The 19,102-nt window shown below is 69.6% G+C and carries 14 protein-coding genes and 1 pseudogene; 12 read left to right on the top strand and 3 right to left on the bottom strand.

Annotated features, from left to right (window positions below; all coding sequences use genetic code 11):
- Window positions 1–130: 130 nt before the first annotated feature.
- From RMP06_RS14055 to RMP06_RS14045, 3 genes are read left to right on the top strand one after another with little or no spacing between them, the layout of a single operon-like run.
- Window positions 131–1,315: a DegT/DnrJ/EryC1/StrS family aminotransferase gene (locus RMP06_RS14055; RefSeq protein WP_310462405.1), complete on the top strand. Its 1,185-nt coding sequence runs from the start codon at window positions 131–133 to the stop codon at window positions 1,313–1,315.
- A gap of 17 nt (window positions 1,316–1,332) precedes the next feature.
- Window positions 1,333–1,929: a sugar transferase gene (locus RMP06_RS14050; RefSeq protein WP_310462404.1), complete on the top strand. Its 597-nt coding sequence runs from the start codon at window positions 1,333–1,335 to the stop codon at window positions 1,927–1,929.
- Between the two features lie 17 nt (window positions 1,930–1,946).
- Entirely contained in the window at window positions 1,947–3,851 is a 1,905-nt protein-coding gene (locus tag RMP06_RS14045; protein ID WP_310462403.1) for a polysaccharide biosynthesis protein, read from the top strand.
- Here the strand turns inward: RMP06_RS14045 and RMP06_RS14040 are convergent.
- Both RMP06_RS14040 and RMP06_RS14035 read right to left on the bottom strand, forming a co-directional pair.
- A complete protein-coding gene (locus RMP06_RS14040) occupies window positions 3,835–6,198 on the bottom strand; it encodes a putative bifunctional diguanylate cyclase/phosphodiesterase (protein WP_310462402.1) in 2,364 nt (787 codons plus the stop codon). The two genes, RMP06_RS14045 and RMP06_RS14040, sit on opposite strands and share 17 nt — an antisense overlap.
- Before the next feature lie 81 nt (window positions 6,199–6,279).
- Entirely contained in the window at window positions 6,280–8,322 is a 2,043-nt protein-coding gene (locus RMP06_RS14035; RefSeq protein ID WP_310462401.1) for a putative bifunctional diguanylate cyclase/phosphodiesterase, read from the bottom strand.
- A 255-nt stretch (window positions 8,323–8,577) separates the two neighbouring features.
- On the opposite strand from RMP06_RS14035, the gene RMP06_RS14030 reads away from it, so the two are divergent.
- The 9 genes and pseudogenes from RMP06_RS14030 (at window position 8,578) to RMP06_RS13990 (ending at window position 16,130) form a co-directional block, all read left to right on the top strand.
- On the top strand, window positions 8,578–9,606 hold the full coding sequence (locus tag RMP06_RS14030) for a GGDEF domain-containing protein (RefSeq protein WP_310462400.1): 1,029 nt from the start codon (window positions 8,578–8,580) through the stop codon (window positions 9,604–9,606).
- A 61-nt stretch (window positions 9,607–9,667) separates the two neighbouring features.
- Window positions 9,668–10,402 (top strand): annotated as a pseudogene (locus tag RMP06_RS14025) (ABC transporter permease); the annotation flags it as partial.
- Window positions 10,345–11,085, top strand: a complete 741-nt coding sequence (locus RMP06_RS14020) for an ATP-binding cassette domain-containing protein (RefSeq protein WP_310462410.1) — start codon at window positions 10,345–10,347, stop codon at window positions 11,083–11,085. The pseudogene RMP06_RS14025 and the gene RMP06_RS14020, both read left to right, overlap by 58 nt.
- A 35-nt stretch (window positions 11,086–11,120) precedes the next feature.
- Complete coding sequence (locus RMP06_RS14015) at window positions 11,121–12,506, top strand: ABC transporter substrate-binding protein (protein ID WP_310462399.1); 1,386 nt, start codon at window positions 11,121–11,123, stop codon at window positions 12,504–12,506.
- Between the two features lie 38 nt (window positions 12,507–12,544).
- The gene (locus RMP06_RS14010; RefSeq protein WP_310462398.1) at window positions 12,545–13,471 is read left to right on the top strand and encodes an alpha/beta hydrolase; all 927 of its coding nucleotides are present in this window, start codon (window positions 12,545–12,547) and stop codon (window positions 13,469–13,471) included.
- Window positions 13,472–13,477: 6 nt separating this feature from the next.
- Window positions 13,478–14,020: a TetR/AcrR family transcriptional regulator gene (locus tag RMP06_RS14005; RefSeq protein WP_310462397.1), complete on the top strand. Its 543-nt coding sequence runs from the start codon at window positions 13,478–13,480 to the stop codon at window positions 14,018–14,020.
- A 56-nt stretch (window positions 14,021–14,076) separates the two neighbouring features.
- Window positions 14,077–14,520, top strand: a complete 444-nt coding sequence (locus RMP06_RS14000; RefSeq protein WP_310462396.1) for a DUF3237 domain-containing protein — start codon at window positions 14,077–14,079, stop codon at window positions 14,518–14,520.
- Between the two features lie 45 nt (window positions 14,521–14,565).
- Window positions 14,566–14,901, top strand: a complete 336-nt coding sequence (locus RMP06_RS13995; protein ID WP_310462395.1) for a helix-turn-helix transcriptional regulator — start codon at window positions 14,566–14,568, stop codon at window positions 14,899–14,901.
- Window positions 14,898–16,130: a type II toxin-antitoxin system HipA family toxin gene (locus tag RMP06_RS13990; RefSeq protein ID WP_310462394.1), complete on the top strand. Its 1,233-nt coding sequence runs from the start codon at window positions 14,898–14,900 to the stop codon at window positions 16,128–16,130. The genes RMP06_RS13995 and RMP06_RS13990 overlap by 4 nt, the downstream gene beginning before the upstream one ends.
- A 36-nt stretch (window positions 16,131–16,166) precedes the next feature.
- On the opposite strand, the gene uvrA is transcribed toward RMP06_RS13990, so the two are convergent.
- Window positions 16,167–19,064: an excinuclease ABC subunit UvrA gene (uvrA, locus tag RMP06_RS13985; protein WP_310462393.1), complete on the bottom strand. Its 2,898-nt coding sequence runs from the start codon at window positions 19,062–19,064 to the stop codon at window positions 16,167–16,169.
- Between the last annotated feature and the right edge of the window lie 38 nt (window positions 19,065–19,102).

Genomic DNA, 19,102 nt, shown 5'->3' with positions numbered 1-19,102 from the left:
CGACGTTTCAGCCTGCTGACGCTGGAAGGCAGAACATGGGCGCCTGCGCTGCACACACCTCGGGAAACTGGTCGAGGGCGTAAACGAACCTTGGTTTAGCATCCCGCCGCCGCTCCCCCTGAATGCCCCCATGACCGCTCCCACCGCGCCCGCCCTGCCCTTCCTCCCCTTCGCCCTGCCCGAAATCGGCGACGAAGAGATCGCCGAGGTCATCGACACCCTCAAATCCGGCTGGGTCACCACCGGCCCGAAGGCGCGCCGCTTCGAGCAGGACTTCGCCGCCTTCCTCGGTGCAGCGGACCACCCCGGCCTCGAAGCCATCGCCGTCAACTCCGCCACCGCCGGCCTGCACCTCGCGCTCGAAGCCCTCGGCATCGGCCCCGGCGACGAGGTGATCACGACGACGCACACCTTCACCGCCACCGCCGAGGTCGTGCGCTACCTCGGCGCGGACGTGCGGCTGGTGGACATCGATCCGGCGACGCTGAACATCGACCCGACCGCCATCGAAGCCGCGGTCACGCCGCGCACCAAGGCGATCATTCCCGTGCATTTCGCCGGTCTCGCGGTGGACATGGACGCCGTGCTGGCCATCGCCCGCCGCCACGGCCTGAAGGTGGTCGAGGACGCGGCCCACGCGCTGCCGACCACGCACGCCGGGCGCCTCGTCGGCACGCTGGGCAGCGATGTCACCGTGTTCAGCTTCTACGCCAACAAGACCATCACCACCGGCGAGGGCGGCATGCTGGTGACCCGCGATCCGGCGATCGCCGCCCGCGCCAAGGTCATGCGCCTGCACGGCATCAACCGCGACGCCTTCGACCGCTTCACCGCCAAGGTGCCGAGCTGGTACTACGAGATCGTCGCACCCGGCTTCAAGTACAACCTGACCGACATCGCCGCCGCGATGGGCATCCACCAGTTGCGGCGCGCGCAGGGCTTCCAGCAGCAACGCGCCCGGCTCGCGGCGCTGTACGACGAGTTGCTGGCCGACCTGCCGCTGGTCCTGCCGCCACGCCCGGCCGCAGGCGAGGTGCATTCGTGGCACCTCTACGTGCTGCGCCTGACCGACGACGCACCCATCGGCCGCGACGCACTGATCGAGGCCCTCTACGCCGCCGGCATCGGCTGCAGCGTCCACTACATCCCGCTGCACCAGCACCCCTACTGGCGCGAACGCTACGACCTGCAGGCCAGCGACTTCCCGCACAGCCAGCGGGCGTATGAGCGGATGCTGAGCGTGCCGCTGTACACGCGGATGACGGAGGACGACGTGCGGCGCGTGGCGGCGGCGCTGCGGCAGGCGCTGACCTGACTCCGATTCAAGCTGTGATGTCCAAGCGCCTGCTCGACCTGCTGCTGTCCAGTCTCGGCTTGGTCATGCTCGCGCTGCCGCTGGGGCTGGTGGCGCTGGCGATCAAGCTCGATTCACCCGGCCCGGTGTTCTACCGACAGGTGCGCGTGGGCCGCTTCGGGCGCGAGTTCCGCATCCACAAGTTCCGCACCATGGCGCACAACCCCGCCGACCGCGGCCCGCAGCTCACGGTCGGCGCCGATGCGCGCATCACCCGTGTCGGCGCCTTTCTGCGCCGCACCAAGCTGGACGAGCTGGCGCAGTTGTTCGATGTGCTCGACGGGACGATGAGCCTGGTCGGCCCGCGCCCGGAGGTGCCACGCTACGTGGCGCTGTACCCGGCGGATCTGCGCGAGAAGGTGCTGTCGGTGCGGCCCGGCATCACCGATTTCGCGTCCATCGAATACCGCGACGAAGGCACGCTGCTGGCGCAGAGCAGCGACCCGGAGCGGACGTACCGTGAGGTGATCCTTCCGACCAAGCTGGCCTTGCAGGCGCGGTATGTGGACGAGGCCGGGGGGTGGACGGACTTGAAGCTGATCGGACGGACACTTTCGGCGATCATCGCCCGCTGACCGCACCCGCCCGCCCCATGACCTGGCACCACCTCGACACCGTCCTCACCCGCATCCGCCCGCACCGCGAGCCGCTGGCGCTCGCCATCGACGCAGTGATCATTGCGCTGTGCTGGAACTTCACCTACCTGTTCCGCATGGGCTTCGACCGCTGGCTCAACGCCCGGCCGGACTATGACCAATGGGTGCTGGTCGGGCTGGTGGCGGTCTACCTGGGCGTGTTCGTGCTGCTGAAGGTGCCCAAGGGGATGTGGCGCTTCTCGGGCTTCGGCGAGGTGCAGCGGCTGACGATCGCGTGTGCCATCGCGGGCACGCTGACCGCGGTGGTCGTGCTGATGGCGCAACTGGTCGGGGTGCCGCGGGCAGTGCTGGCGCTGCACCCGGTGTTCACGCTGATGGCGCTGGCGATGACGCGCATCGGCTACCGGATGCTCTACGAACACATGCGCGGGCGGATCTCGGGCTCGATGCACGAGACCCGCCGTGCCCTCGTCATGGGGGCGGGCGATGCCGCCAAGCTGCTGATCGCCGGCATCCAGCACCACGGCTGGGTCGTGGTCGGCCTGCTCGACGACGACGTGCGCAAACACGGCGCCCGCATCGGCAACGTCCCCGTGCTCGGCCCGCTCGACAGCGCCGCCCGCTGGAGCGAAGTCCACGGCATCACCCACATCGTCGTTGCCATGCCCTCAGCCGCACCGGACCGCCGCCGCCGCGCACTGGACCTCGCCGCAGCAACTGCCCTGCCCGTCGTCACCGTGCCGACCGCCGCCGAGTTGCGCGACGGGCAGGCGGTGGCGCAGGTGCGCGAGATCGAACCGGACGACCTGCTCGGCCGCGCCCCGGTACAGCTTGACGAGGGCGGCATCAGCGAGTGCCTGTCGGGCAAGGTGGTGCTGATCACCGGTGCGGGCGGTTCGATCGGCTCGGAGCTGTGCCGGCAGGTGGCGCGTTACGGGCCGCTGCGGCTGGTGCTGTACGAGCTGAGCGAGTTCGCGCTCTACCGCATCGAGCAGGAGCTGACCGAGGCCTTCCCGCACATCCCGCTGGTGCGGCTGGTCGGCGATGTGCGCGACCCGGAGCACCTGCACGCCACCTTCTCCCGCGTGCGGCCCCAGGTCGTGTTCCACGCCGCCGCCTACAAGCACGTGCCGCTGATGGAGGACGACAACGCCTTCGCCGCCGTGCGCAACAACACGCTGGGCACATGGCGGGCGGCGAGCGCGGCGGCGGTGGCTGGCGCCGAGCGCTTCGTGCTGATCTCCACCGACAAGGCGGTCAACCCGACCAACGTGATGGGCGCCACCAAGCGCGCCGCCGAGATGGTGATCGCCAAACTCGCCGCGCAGATGGCGGAAACGGGTGGGCGCACACGCTTCATGGCCGTGCGTTTCGGCAACGTGCTCGGCTCCTCGGGCAGCGTGATCCCCAAGTTCAAGGAGCAGATCGCCCGCGGCGGCCCGGTGACAGTGACCCACCCCGACATCACGCGCTTCTTCATGACCATCCCCGAGGCGGCGCGGCTGGTGGTGCAGGCCGCGGCGATCGGCGACGGCGGGCAGGTGTTCGTGCTCGACATGGGCGAGCCGGTGCGGATCGTCGATCTGGCACGTGACCTGATCCGCATGAGCGGGCACACGCTGGCCGAGATTCCGATCACCTTCAGCGGGCTGCGGCCGGGGGAAAAGCTCTACGAGGAGCTGCTGGCGGATGCCGATGCGACGCTGCCGACCCGCTTCGAGCGGCTGCGCATCGCCCGGCTGGACGACCGCTCGGCCGATGTGCAGGCGCTGCTGGATTGGGCCGCGGCGCGCTCGGTGGCCAGCGACGACGAGGTGCGCGAGCGGCTGGCACGGCTGGTCGGCGAATACCAGCCCGCCCGCCCTGTCCCGCCGGCCACGCCCCTCACCGCGGACCGCTGACCACCTCCGACTGCCCACCCTGCGCCAGCAAGGCCCGCAGCGCCAGCGGCTCCAGCGCAGCGCTGCAGAGAAAGCCCTGCGCCATCTCGCAGCCACACGCCCGCAGCACCCCGCGTTGCCGCTCGGTTTCCACCCCTTCGGCCAGCGTGTGCATCCCCATGGTGCGGGCCAGTTGCACGATCAGCCGCACGATGGCCTCGGCCTGCCCGCTCCCTTCACGGCCCAGCGCAGCGACGAAACTGCGGTCGATTTTCAGCGTGTCCACCGGCAGCGTGGCGAGCTGGGCGAGCGAGGAGTAGCCGGTGCCGAAATCGTCGAGCGCGATGCCCAGACCGAGCGAGCGCAACGACTGCACGCAGGCCAGCGCCCGATCCGGGTCGTCCATCAGCGCCGTCTCGGTGATCTCCAGTTCGAGCCGTGGGGCGGGCAATCCACTGTCGGACAGCACGGTCTGCACCAGCGCCTCCAGCCCATCGCGGCCGAGCTGCGCCGCCGACAGGTTGACCGCCAGCCGCACCGACGCCGGCCAGCCCGTCGCCTCGGCGCAGGCCTGCCGCAAGACCCACTCGCCCAGCGGCACGATCAGACCGGTTTCCTCCGCGATCGGGATGAACTCGCCCGGCTCGATCCAGCCGTGGCGCGGATGCCGCCAGCGCAGCAATGCCTCCGCCCCCACCAGCCGACCGTCGCAAAGGCTGAACTGCGGCTGGTAATGCACGGCCAGCCGCCCCGCTGTCGGGTGGTTCGCGTCGGGAGCGGCCAGCAGCAGGCCGATGTCCCGGATCACCCCGGCGCGGCGGTTCATGCGACCTCGCATGGCAGCGTCGAACACGCAGATCTGGTTGCGTCCACCGTCCTTGGCTTCGTAGAGGGCCAGGTCGGCGTTCTGGAACAGGCGGTCGGCGTCGGGTGTACCCGCTTCGCTGGTGGCCACACCGATGCTGGCCCGCACCTCCACCCGCAGCGACTCCGCCTCCCACACCGGCTGCAGCACCGCCAGCAGCGAACCCACCAGCGCCTCACGGGTGGCGGGTGTCAGCGCCTGGTCGATCAGCAGAGCGAACTCGTCCCCGCCCAGTCGCGCCAGCACAACCGCCTCGGGTCGCGACCAGCCCGCCACGCAAGCGGTCAAGCGGCGGGCGATCTCCTGCAGCAGCCGGTCGCCAACCGCGTGGCCGAGGGTGTCATTGACGGTCTTGAAGTGGTCCAAGTCGATCAAGCAGAGCGTCAGCGGAACCCGCGTGTCGGCGCACCGCTGCTGCAGCACATGCCGGTTGGACAGCCCGGTCAGCATGTCGGTGCGCGCCAGGCGGTGCAGCTCGCGCGCCTGCTCGCGCACCAGCGTGACATCGCGGACCAGCCCACGCCAGCCCGCCGGCACCCCGTCGCTGTCGAACACCGGCACACCGCTGAGGCTCCAGACGCGCGGTGTGTCCTGCGGGTGGTGGGGTGACAGCGCCAGCTCCAGCCCGCGGAACGGCTTGGGCCTGCGCAGGTGATCGGTCAGCGCCAACACCGCCGTGCGGACCCCCAGCACCTCGGTCAGCCGGATGCCGATCAGCCGGTCGCCCTCGTCGAAGCCCAGCGCCCGCGCCATCGGCAGCGAGACGTGCCGCAGCCGCCCGCCTGCGTCGGTCTCCCAGAGCCAGTCATCGGCCTGCGTCTCGAAGTCGCGCAGCAACAGGTCCAGCGACTGCCGGCCCCGCAGCGCTGCCGTTTCGGCCCGCAACCGTGCGACCACGCCGGTGCTGATCGACTGCACCGAGGCCAGCAGCATCAGGTCCGTCAGCAGCATCAGTCCGCAGGTGATGTTGCGGACAAACGGTTCGAGCTGCAGCAGCCCGAGCAGGACACCCGCCGAGGTGATCAGCAGCCACAGCCGCGCGACGCTGCCCACCGGCGCCAGCGACATCGTGCCAATCGGGATCAGCCCGCTGGCCATCACCCCGAGCAGGAAGCGCCGGTCTGGACTGACCACGGGAAACAGGAAAATCGCCACACCGGAAAACATCAGTGCCACCAGCGAGACATACGCCAGCAGCCGCCAGCGCACCGCCGGTCGTGCCAGATTCTCCAGCGGTTGCCCCAGGTGGAGCAGGCTGTCGAGTCCGTACCCGAAGGCCACCACCGACAGACCGAGCGGCCAGACCATGTGCACGCCCCAGCCCAGCTCCGGGTAGACCAGCCACGCCGCCAGCAGGCCAAGCCCGATGTCCACCACCGCCGCCATGGGGGTGACGCGCAGCAGCATCTGCATCAGCCGGGCATCGTGGTGGCGGCGCTCGACGGCGTCGGACCAATGGGAGGCCTCGCTGTGGAGGCTGGAGTCGGCGGAGAGGCTGCTCATGTGCAGTTCACTCGGAAATCGGGGAGGAAGTCATGGCAGCGCCGCAGCGGGTACGGGGCCGATTATCGCAATTTGCACACTTCAGGCGGTTATTTTGCGCGCCCGGAATACACGCTCCGTGGCGTCGTGCGCAGGCATCGCCGCGGCGAACAGGTAACCCTGCACCTGCAGACAGCCGTGCCGGCGCAGCGTGTCGAGCTGTTCGGCGGTCTCGACGCCTTCGGCCAGCGTCTTCATCCCCAGCCCCTGGCCGAGCTGGATGATGGTGCGCAGGATCATGTCCGCCTGCGCCCCTGCGGACAGCCCGGTGATGAAGCTGCGGTCGATCTTGAGCGTGTTGATCGGGTAGGTGCGCAGATAGGCGAGCGACGAGTAGCCGGTGCCGAAGTCGTCCAGCCCCAGCCCGATGCCCAGCGAGCGCAGCGACTGCATCCGTGTGCGCGCTGCGGCCGGATCGGCGAGCACAGCGGTTTCAGTGACCTCCAGCTCCAGGCGGAACGGCGGCAGCCCTGTCTCGGCGAGCACCTGCGCCACGGTGCGGATCAGGTGCCGGCTGGCGAGCTGCACGCCGGAAACATTGACGGCGATCTTGCCATCGCCGCCCCAACCCACCGCGTCGCGGCACGCCTGGCGCAGCACCCACTCGCCGAGCGCCACCACCAGCCCGGTTTCTTCGGCCACCGGGATGAACTGCGCCGGCGAGATCCAGCCCCGCTGCGGATGGCGCCAGCGCACCAGTGCCTCGAAACCGGTCAGCCGACCGTCGCCCACGTCGTGCTGCGGCTGGTAGTGGACGCTCAGCCGGCCGCAGGGCAGCTCGGGTTCGGGCCGCTCGGGATACGCCAGCGCCCGCTGTGCCGCGGCCAGTGCCTGGCCGAGTTCGTGGATGACGAGGTGGCGCTCGACCATGCGCTCGCCCATCGCCGCATCAAATAGCCGCACCAGATCGCGCCCGGCGGCCTTGGCCTCGTACAGCGCGATGTCGGCTTGCTGCAGCAGCAAGGACGCGGTATGTGCCGGACCCGTCCATGCGGCCACGCCCAGGCTGGCGCGCACCTCGATGCACAGATCCTCCGGCGTCCACGGCTCACGCAGCGTCGCCAGCATCGCCAGCGCCAGCGCCTCGCGCTCGACGACATGCATCGGCTGCGCGATCAGCAGCGCGAATTCGTCCCCGCCCAGCCGCGCCAGCACACCACCGCCAGGCCCCGCGTCCACGCAGCGCTGCAGCCGCTGCGCCACCTCCTGCAGCAGCCGATCGCCGACGAGGTGCCCGAAGTGGTCGTTGACGGACTTGAAGTTGTCCAGATCGAGCAGGTAGAGCGACAGCGGGCTGAGCGCGTCCTCGCCGTCGGCCTCGGGTGCCTGGGCGAGTGCAGCCACGGCCTGCTCGGTGCGCGACTGCAGCACATGCCGGTTGGCCAGCCCGGTGAGCGAGTCCTCATGCGCCAGCCGCTCCAGCGCACGCGACTGCTCGTGCAGTGTCGTCACGTCGCGCACCACACCGCGCCAGCCGACATGCACCCCAATCTCGTCCAACACCGGCACACCGCTCACAGACCACCACAGCGTGCGCCGTGCGGGGCTGTGCACCTGCACCTCGACGCCGCGGAACGGCGTCCGACCGGCCAGGCAGCCCATCAGCCAGACATGGTCGGGCGGCATTTGCGGCGACGGCGCATCACGAAAGCCCTGCTGCATCGCCAGCGACGGCCCACCTTCGCCAAAGCGCAGCAGTTGCAGCAACGAGACACCCAGCAGTGGCTCCGGCGAAGCGGCGCCCAGCTCACAGGCCATCCGCTCAGTCGCGTGCGTCAGGCGGCCCTCGCGGTCGGCGGCCCAGCTCCAGGCCTCGGACTGGGTCTCGAAGTCGTGCAGCAGCAGCGCGGTGGTCTCCTGGCTGCGGGTGGCTTCGCTGCGCGCCTGACGCTGCGCCTGCCGATGGCGCGACAGCATGAACAGTGCGAGCACGCCGGCCCCCGCGAGTGCCCCGGCCAGCGCGCCCAGCACGAAGGACTGCTCCGTCACGAACACGGCAACACTCCCCGCGGCGAGCACGGCCAGCAGCGCACCCACCCGGAGGGCGCGGTTCAAGCGTTGCGGCAGGGCGGGTTGGCGTGACATGTAAAAATTGTCACGGCTGGTCAGCACGCCGGGAAGGACCGAATGCGCAGCACGCCGGCAACCCCCTGCGGACAGGGGGACAGAGCCACCTATCCCGCCACAGCCCACTACAAGCCGCCTCGGGCGTTGATCAATCGCAAGAATGCGAAGTGGGTACCAGAGTGCCCACACTCTTGGCGAATGGGCGTCGCGATGCGCCTTACCATCTCCGGACACTCGCTGGTGCCTGGCGAGCTCGCCGGGATGCTTACACCGATGAAATACCACGACAGCATGGAGCGCAGTGCCGACGTCTTGCGACAGGCGGTGCAGCTCATGAAACGCTACGGCAGTGCGCTGCACCCCGTGAACTACACGCTGTGGTACGAATACGTCCGTGGCGAGAACCCGCCGCTGCGTGCGGCCATGGACCGCTACCTCGGCCAGCACCTGCAGCTTGACGACGCGGTGGCTGACGCGCTCTACAAACGCTTCGTCACGGGCAGCGGCCTCGACGCCACGCTGATCGAGCGCACCGCCGAAGGGGTTTCCACCGTCCTGACCGGCATGGCTGAATCCGCCGCCCGCGCCGGCGACCAGACCGCCCAGTACGGCACCTCGCTGTCCAAGCTCAGCCTGGAACTGGCCGGCAGCGCCCACTCGCCCGCGCTGGAGGAAATGCTCAACACGACGCGCCAGATGCAGACCGCCGTGACCGAGATGCAGCAGCGCCTGTCCGACAGCCAGAACGAGATCGGCCAGTTGCGGGCCGAGCTGCGCCGGGTCCACGAGGAATCGCGCCTCGACAGCCTGACGGGGCTGGCCAACCGGCGCGCCTTCGACCAGCGCATGGCCGCCTGCCTCGCGGAAGCGGACTCCCCCGCCAAGCGCTACCAGCGGCCCTGCCTGCTGATCGCGGACATTGACCACTTCAAGCGCATCAACGACACCTACGGCCACCCCTACGGCGACCATGTGCTGCGCGCCATCGGCACCATCCTCAAGGAAACCACCCCCGAGGACTGCCTGGCCGCCCGCATCGGTGGTGAGGAGTTCGCCGTCCTGGTCCCCTCGCGCAGCCTGTCGGAAGCACGTGCGCTGGCCGAAAGCATCCGCACCCGCGTGGCGGCGGCCCGTGTGCGCCGCCAGGGCCAGGACGCCGAGGCCACCCGCGTCACCATCTCCATCGGCCTGACCCTGTTCCAGCCGGGCGAAACCGGTGCGGCCTTCATGGAGCGCGCCGACCAGGCGCTCTATGCGTCCAAGGACAGCGGCAGGGACCGGGTCACCGTCCTTGCCGGGTAAATTCGGAGAGGGAAAACCGCAGTATTGAACCAACTGGTTCATTAACTTGGCGGTATTGTTGATGCTGCGGATGATTCTCAGGCGGCTGGCCCTGTCGGTGCCGCTGCTGTTCGTTGTCACCTTCCTGACCTTCTTCCTCAACAGCCTCGCGCCGGGCGATCTGGCGCGCACGATGATGCAGGGCGAAGGCACCGAGGAGCAGTACCAGGTGCTGCGCCAGGAACTCGGCCTGGACCAGCCGCTGGTCGTGCAGTACGGGCGCTGGGTCGGCCGGGCGTTGGGTGGCGATCTGGGCGTGTCCTTCTTCACCAAGGAACGCGTGGCCGACATGCTCAACGGCCGCATCGGCGTGACGCTGGCGCTGATGGCTGGGGTGTTCGCGGTCTGCGTGACCGTGGGGCTGGCGCTGGGGGTGTTCAGCGCGCTGCGGGGCGGCTGGGTCGGGCGCACGATCGACACGCTGTCGCTGGCGGGGCTGGTCTTTCCGTCGTTCTGGGTCGCGCTGGTGTTCATCGCGGTGTTCGCGGTGTGGCTGAAGTGGCTGCCGGCGACCGGGTTCACGCCGCTGCTGGACGACCCGAAGGCGTGGCTGCTGGGCCTCGTGCTGCCGGTGCTGTCGGTGGCGATGCAGCCGATCACGGCCGTGGCCAAGCAGACGCGGGACGCGATGAAGGACGTGCTGGGCCGCGACTTCATCCGCAGCCTGCGTGCCAGCGGCATCTCCGAACATTCAGTCATCTGGAAACACGCGCTGCGCAACGCCGCGCTGCCGGTGGTGACGGTGCTCGGCCTCGTCATGGTGGGGGCATCCTCGGCCAGACCCCCGCCACGTCCGGCCGCATCCTCTACGACGGCGAGGACATCACCCACGCCAGCCGCGAGCGCCGCCGCCAGCTCGGGCGCGAGATCCAGGTGGTGTTCCAGGACCCCTACGGTTCGCTCAACCCGTCGCGCACCATCGGCGACACGCTGGCCGAGCCGCTGCTGGCCGCCGGCAACCGCAACACCACCGAGATCCGCGACCGCATCGTCGACATCCTGCAGCGCGTCGGCATGCCCGTGGACACCGCCGCCCGCTACCCCGGCCAGTTCTCCGGCGGCCAGCGCCAGCGCATCGCCATCGCCCGCGCCGTGATCGGCCGGCCGCGGCTGGTGGTCTGCGACGAGCCGGTCAGCGCGCTGGACCTGTCGGTGCAGGCGCAGGTGCTCAACCTGCTCAACGAACTGCAGCAGCGCATGGCCCTGAGCCTGCTGTTCATCTCGCACGACCTGACCGTCGTGCGCCATGTGTCCCGCCGCACCGCCGTGCTCTACCAGGGCGAGATCGTCGAGCACGGCGACGCGGCGCAGGTCCATGACCACCCGCAGCACCCCTACACACAGGCGCTGCTGGCCGCCGCCCCGGTGCCGCACCCCGTCCTGCAGCGCGAGCGCCGCGAGGCGTGGCGGCTGGCCCGCACCGCGATCACCACCAACTGATCCCACCAGATTCCATGTCTACCCAGGAGACTCCCATGACCCAGCACGCGACCCTGCCCCGGCTGACCCGCCGCGCCCTCCACGTCCTGCTCGCCGTGGTCGCCCTCGGCGCGGGCGGTGCGGCACTGGCGCAGCAGAAGGTGCTCACCGTCGGCAACCCCTTCGCACCGCTCAGCATGGACCCGTCCGTCAGCGGCAACGGCCGTGCCGGCACGCACCTGATGCCCGCCTACGAACCGCTGATCCGCGTGCGCGCTGACGGCAGTTTCGAGGCCGCGCTCGCCACCGCCTGGGAGATGAGCGCCGACAGCAAGGAAGCCACCTTCACGCTGCGCAAGGACGCCAGGTTCAGCGACGGTGAACCGGTCACTGCCGAAGCCGCCAGGAAGTCGATCGAGTACTGGCGCAACAAGAAAGGCCCGTTCTCGGTCAACCTCGCCAACGTCACGTCGATCGACGTGCTCGACACGCACCGCTTCAAGATCAAGCTCAGCTCGCCCAACCCGGCGCTGCTCAACCTGTTCGAGGCCTACTGGCTCAGCGGCGACCTCATCAGCCCGAAGGCGCTGGACAAGCCCGACCAGCTCGGCACGCAGACCTTCGGCGCCGGCCCCTACAAGCTCGACCCCGCCGCCACCGTCACCGGCAAGACCTACACCTACGTTCCCAACGAGCACTACTACGACAAGTCCCGCATCCAGTGGGACAAGATCGTGCTGAGCGTGTTCGAGGACCAGAACTCGGCCATCCAGGCGATGAAGGCCGGCCAGGTCAAGCTGCTGGTGAGCGACCCGGTCACGGGCCACGCCAACGCGACCAAGCTCGACAAGAACATGCGCATCGTTTCCGAGCCGGTGCAGTGGAGCGGGCTGGTCATCGTGGACCGCGACGGCACCATCAACCCGGCCCTCAAGGACGTGCGCGTGCGCCAGGCGATCAACCACGCCATCGACCGCAAGCTCATCGCCAAGGCGCTGCTGGGCCACTACGCCGACCCGAGCGCACAGCTCCAGGGCAAGGGCTTCCTCGGCCATGACCCGGCCAACGACACCCGCTATCCCTACGACCCGGCCAAGGCCAAGGCGCTGCTGGCCGAAGCCGGTTATGCCACGCTGGTGTTCAACAGCAACTCGGGCGTGCCCAACCTGGCCCGCTTCCAGACGCTCTCGCCCAAGGGCAGCCTGAACTTCTTCGGCAACGAGGACACCACGCTGACCAAGCTGATGGACGAGGCCGCCAACCTCCCGCTGCCGCAGTCCGAAGCGGCGTGGAAGAAGGTCTACGCCCGCGTCACCGAGCTGGCCTGGTTCGCCCCGATCGCCGCGACGCACAACGTCTACTTCGCCACCGACGAGGTGAAGACGCCCAAGGTGGGGCAGTCGGTGGTGATCGACCTGGTCAACGTCGTGCCCGCCAAGTGATCCACAGCGCCTTGAGTGACTTGCCCTGACATGCCCACATGACCGACACCACCACTCCCCCGCCACTCGACCCCGCCCTCGCCGAGGTGGACCGCCGCTGGAAAGCGTCCGGCGTCCCCGGCCTCTACGAAGGCAGCGGCCCCGAGATGCGCGAGCGCGCCCGCAACATCCGCGCCTTCCTCTACCCGAAGCCCCTGCTGCCCACCGGCCGCATCGAGAACTTCACCCTCCCCGGCGCGGCGATCCCGCTGCGGGCGATCTGGCCGCTCGACACGCCGGAGCCGACCGCCACGCTGGTCTACTTCCACGGCGGCGGCTGGATCGTCGGCGACATCGACTCGCACGAGGCGCACTGCATCCGCATCGCCAACCGCACCGGCGCCGTCGTCCTCAGCGTCGGCTACCGGCTCGCACCGGAAGACCCGTTCCCGGCCGGCGTCCACGACGCGCTCGACGCCGTGCGCTGGGTCCACGCGCACCGGGCGCAGTTCGCGGGCGCCGACCGGCCGCTCGCGGTCGGCGGCGACAGCGCGGGCGGCAACCTCGCGGCGGTCGCGGCGGTCGTCTGCCGCGACGAGGGCATCGCGCTGGCGGCGCAGCTCCTGCTCTACCCCGCCACCGACCTGACCGACCCGGCCCACGGCGCCGTCGGCGAGATGTACCTCGGCACCGGCCCCGACGCCGAGGCCAAGGCACGCGACCCGCTCGTCTCGCCGCGCTGGGCGCCGACGCTGGCCGGGGTCGCGCCCGCGCTGATCGGGGTGGGGCCGTACGACTTCCTGTACCGCGACAACCTGGCCTACGCCGCCGCGCTGCGGACGGCTGGCGTGCCCACCGCCCTGCGCGAGTTCCCGACACTCAACCACGGCTTCTTCAGCTACACCGCGATTTCCGAGGACAGCCGGGTCGCGGCGGATGCGCTGTGCGACGCGCTGCGGGCGATGCTGGTGGCTGCAGCGAACTGAAGCGGCATGGACCCGGTCGTTCTGAACATCCTCACGGTGGCGATTGAGGAGTTCGCCGAGCACGGGCTGGCCGGTGCTCGTGTGGACGCCATCGCGGCGCGCACCCACACCAGCAAGCGGATGCTGTACTACCACTTCGACAGCAAGGAGCGGCTGTACGCGGCGGCGCTGTCGCACGCCTACGCGCAGATCCGCCGCGACACCCCCGAGCCGGACCTCGACGTGCTGCCCGTGCGCGAGGCGCTGCGGACCTACGCCGGTCACGTCTTCGACATCCACGTCGCGCACCCGCAGTTCGTGCGGCTGGTGATGGGCGAGAACCTGCTCGGCGGGCGCTTCGTGCGCGAGATGCCCGAGGTCCGCGAGGCCAATCTGCGCGGCATGGCGGCGCTGGCGCGGCTCCTCCAGCGCGGCCAGGCCGAGGGCGTGGTGCGGGCGGACGTGCAGGTGCTCGATGTCTATGCGAACGCGGTCGGACTGGCCTTCCACTTCGTCTCGAACCGGCAGACCTTCGCCGCCATCTTCGAGCAGGACCTCGACCCCGCGTAGGTCACGCAGGCGCGGCGACAGTCGATCATCGACACCATCGAACGGCAGGTCTACCCATGAACAGCGACCACCCCAACCTCCCGACCCTCGAACCCCTCTACGACGCCACCGTGGACATCGGCCCGCGCCGCGCGCTGGGCAGGTCGCCGCTGGGCGAGCGGTTCATCATCGACATCCTAGGCGGCACGTTCGAGGGACCACGGCTGCGCGGGCGCGTGTTGCCCGGCGGGGCGGATCGGCAACTGGTGCGGCCGGACGGCGTGAAGGAGCTGGACGCGCTGTACGAGATGGAGACCGATGACGGCACCGTCATCACGGTGCACAACCGCGTGCTGATCGAGGATCCGTCGCCGGACGGGCGCTATGCGCGCTCGGTCGTGCGGCTGACGGCGCCGGACGGGCCGCATGCGTGGCTGAACCGGCGGATCTTCGTCGGGACGCTGACGCCGCTACCGGCGGAGCGCAAGGCGGTGCGGATCGGGGTGTATCTGCTGCGTTGACCCTGAGATCAGCAAACTGTTCATCAAGGCCTAGAATAGGCTGCAATGATCAGCAAACTGGACTTTGGTCTCGCCTCCTCTGACGAAATCTGCCAAGCCCTGGGCCAGCGGCTCAAGGTGGCACGTCTGGCGCAGGGCCTGCTTCAATCCGAGCTGGCGCTGCGGGCAGGGGTGTCGCGCGGCACGGTCGTGACCCTCGAAAGCTCCGGCCAGACCACCCTGGCCTCGCTGGTGCGGGTGGTCCAGGTGCTCGGGCTGGAAGAGGCGCTGCAGCCGCTCTTCGTGCAGGCCCCGCCCCGCTCCATCGCCGAGCTGGAGCGCAGGGTCAGCGCGCCCCGTCAGCGGGCGTCGCGCAAACGCACGCACACACACACGCCATGATCAGCAAGAAAGTCCTGGTGCATTACGCCGGCTGGGGCGAGCGGTGGCTGCTGGGCACGCTGGCCCACCACGGGCATGAACTGCTGTTCGAATACTCGGCCGAGGCCTTGCAGCAGGGGCTGGAGCTGTCGCCGCGTCACCTGCCACTCCGGTCGGGTGCCTCCAGCGGGTTTCCCGCCCACCAGCAGCACCTGCCGGGCCTCATCGCGGATGCCCTGCCCGATGGCTGGGGCCTGCTGGTGATGGACCGGCTGTTCCGCCAAGGCGGGGTGAATCCGGCCACGGTGTCGCCGCTGGACCGCCTGATGTTCCTCGGTGAGCGCACGTTGGGCGCCCTGACCTTCGAGCCGGCGGATCCCCAGTCGATCGCCCCCCGTGCGATGCGGCTGCTGGACCTGGCGCATGAGGCCAGCGCCGTGGTGCATGACCGAGACAGTGTGGCGCTGCGTGAGCTGGCCCTGCTGGGTGGATCGCCGCAGGGCGCGCGGCCCAAGGTGCTGGTCCACCACGATCCCCGCACGGCCGAGGTCGGCACGGCCCCCTTTCCCGGGAGCCGGCCATGGCTGGTCAAGTTCCAGGCCAGAGGCGAGCACAAGGAAGTTTGCGCACTGGAGGACACCTACGCGCAACTCGCTCGGGACGGCGGCCTGGACATGCCCGAAACCCGCTGCTTCGACCTCGACACCCGCCTGGGGGCGTTCGGGATCGCCCGCTTTGATGTCGAGGACGGGCTGCGCGTGCCGGTGCATACGCTCGCCGGTGCGCTGCAGGTGGATTTCCGGCTACCGTCCGCCGTCGATTACACGACGCTGCTGCGGGCCACCCGGCTGTTCACGCGGGATGAGCGCGAGGTGCGCAAGGCGTACGAGCGGGCCGTGTTCAATGTGGTGTTCCACAACCGCGATGACCATGCCAAGAACGTGTCGTTCAGGCTGGGGCGGGACCGCGGTTGGCGGCTGGCGCCGTGCTACGACCTGACCTTCTGCGAAGGGCCGGGTGGCGAACACCAGATGGACGTGTGCGGCGAGGGACGCGACATCACCCGGGCCCACCTGCTGACCCTGGCCAGCCAAGGGGGGCTGGACCGGCCGTGGGCGGCGCAGGTGGTGGACCACTTCGCCGAGCTGGCCGGGCAATTTGCAGCGACCGCTGCCACCCGGCCGATCCGGGCAGCGACCGTCAGGCGGGTGCGCAGTGCCATCGAAGCCAATCGGCGCAGGCTGGTGTGAGGGCTTGGCCCGCGTGCGGCAAATCGCTCCGGAACGTTACCGCACCGCCGCCAGCAACGACTTCAGAAACCGCCCCGTGTGGCTCCCCTCGCACGCCGCCACGTCCTCCGGCGTCCCCGCGACCAGCAGCCGCCCGCCGCCCGCCCCGCCCTCCGGCCCCATGTCGAGCAGCCAGTCCGCCGTCTTGATGACATCCAGGTTGTGCTCGATCACCACGATCGTGTTGCCCGCCTCGCAGAGCTGGTGCAGCACCTGCAGCAGCAGCTGGATGTCGGCGAAGTGCAGCCCGGTGGTCGGCTCGTCGAGGATGTAGAGCGTGCGGCCGGTGTCGCGCTTGGACAGCTCCAGCGCCAGCTTCACCCGCTGTGCCTCGCCACCCGAGAGCGTCGTCGCCGACTGGCCAAGCTTGATGTAGCCCAGGCCCACGTCCAGCAGCGTCTGCAGCTTGCGCGCCAGCGCCGGCACTGCGCTGAAGAAGGCGTGGGCGTCTTCCACGGTCATGCCGAGCACTTCGGTGATGTTCTTGCCCTTGTAGAGGACTTCCAGCGTCTCGCGGTTGTAGCGTTTGCTGTGGCAGGTGTCGCAGGGCACGTAGACGTCCGGCAGGAAATGCATCTCCACCTTCAGCACCCCGTCGCCCTGGCACGCCTCGCAGCGCCCGCCCGCGACGTTGAAGCTGAACCGCCCCGGCCCGTAGCCGCGCTCGCGGGCGGCCGGCATCTCGGCAAACAGCTCGCGGATCGGCGTGAACAGGCCGGTGTAGGTCGCGGGGTTGCTGCGCGGGGTGCGGCCGATGGGGCTCTGATCGACGTTGATGACCTTGTCGAAATGCTCCAGACCGTCGATCTCGTCGTGTGCCTCCGGCTCCTGGTGGCTCTGGTAGAGCTTGCGCGACACGGCGGCATAGAGCGTGTCGTTGATCAGCGTGCTCTTGCCCGATCCGGACACGCCGGTCACGCAGGTGAACAGGCCGACCGGAATCTCGGCCGTGACGCCCTTCAGGTTGTTGCCCCGCGCATTGACGACACGCAGCACCCGCGGATCGGCCTGGTCCTGCAGCCGGCGGCGCTGCGCGGGCAGCTCGATGCGCATCACCTGCGCGAGGTAGCGGCCGGTCGGTGAATCGGGGTTGGCGGCCACCTCGTCGGGCGTGCCCTGCGCCATCACGCGCCCACCGTGAACACCAGCGCCCGGCCCCATGTCGATGACGTGGTCGGCGGCGCGGATCATGTCCTCGTCGTGCTCGACCACCAGCACGCTGTTGCCCAGGTCACGCAGGTGGCGCAGCGTGCCGATCAGCCGCTCGTTGTCGCGCTGGTGCAGGCCGATCGACGGCTCGTCCAGCACGTACATCACGCCCGACAGCCCCGAGCCGATCTGCGACGCCAGCCGGATGCGCTGCGCCTCGCCGCCGGAGAGGGTGTCGGCGCTGCGGTCCAGGCTCAGGTAGTTCAGGCCTACGTCGTTGAGGAACTTCAGCCGCGCCCGGATCTCGCGCACCACCTTGTCGGCGATCTCGGCCTTGGCGCCCTTGAGGTGCAGCGCCTCGAAGTAGGCGAGGCAGTCGGACAGCGTGGCGTGTTCGACCTCGAAGATCGCCTTCTGCGGCAGGCCGCCCGCATCCGCCAGGAACACGTTGCGCGCCTCGCGCCGCAGCCGTGCGCCGCCACATTCTGCGCAGGGCTTGTTGGCCTGGTAACGCGCCAGATCCTCGCGCACGGCGGAGGAGTCGGTCTCGCGGTAGCGGCGCTCCAGGTTGGGGATGATCCCTTCGAAGGGGTGGGCGCGCTTGACGCTGCGCTTCTTGCCACCCGCGCCCTCGGCGGCGTAGACGAAGGTGATCTCCTCCTCGCCCGAGCCGTAGAGCAGCACCTGCCGGTGCGCGGGCGCCAGTTCCTCGAACGGCTGGTCGAGGTCGAACTTGTAGTGCGCCGCCACGCTCTCCAGCGTGGAGAAGGTGTAGCCGTTGCGCCGGTCCCAGCCCTTGACCGCGCCGCTGCCCAGGCTCAGCGTCGGAAACGCCACCACCCGCTCCGGGTCGAACACGTTGACGTGTCCCAGCCCGTCGCAGCTCGGGCAGGCGCCGACCGGCGAGTTGAACGAGAACAGCCGCGGCTCCAGCTCTGACAGCGAGTAGCTGCACACCGGGCACGAGAACTTGCTGGAGAACAGGTGCTCGCGCCCGGTGTCCATCTCCAGCGCCAGCGCGCGGCCTTCCGCGATGCGCAGCGCCGCCTCGAAGCTCTCGGCCAGCCGCTGCTGCGCATCCGGGCGCACCTTGAGGCGGTCGATGACGACGTCGATGTCGTGTTTCTCGGTCTTCTTGAGCGGCGGCACCTCGGCGGCATCGACGATCTGGCCATCGACCCGGAAGCGCACGTAGCCCTGCGCCTGCATCCCCTCGAACAGCTCGACGAACTCGCCCTTGCGGTCGCGCACCACGGGCGCGAGCACCATCAGCTTCGTCTCCTCGGGCAGCGCGAGCGCTGCGTCCACCATCTGGCTGACGCTCTGCGCCTCCAGCGGCAGGCCGTGGTCGGGGCAGAACGGCGTGCCGGCGCGGGCGTAGAGCAGGCGCAGGTAGTCGTGGATCTCGGTGATGGTGCCGACAGTGGAGCGCGGGTTGTGGCTGGTGGCCTTCTGCTCGATGGAGATCGCCGGGGACAGGCCCTCGATCACGTCCACGTCGGGCTTGTCCATCAGTTGCAGGAACTGGCGGGCGTAGGCGCTCAGGCTCTCGACGTAGCGGCGCTGGCCTTCGGCGTAGAGGGTGTCGAACGCGAGGCTCGACTTGCCCGAGCCCGACAGCCCGGTGATCACGACCAGCGCGTTCTTCGGCAGGTCGAGATCGATGTTCTTCAGGTTGTGCGTGCGGGCACCGCGGACAGAAATCAGCGACTGGCGGACGGGCGACTTGGGCGATTCGAGGGGCATGGCAGACAGCTTCCGGCGGCGCGAGGGCAACCGGGCAT

This window comes from Sphaerotilus sp. (genome assembly GCF_031429695.1).
GTDB lineage: Bacteria > Pseudomonadota > Gammaproteobacteria > Burkholderiales > Burkholderiaceae_C > Sphaerotilus.
Note: the sequence above shows the minus strand (reverse complement) of the source record. Positions and strands in the feature narration are given on the sequence as shown.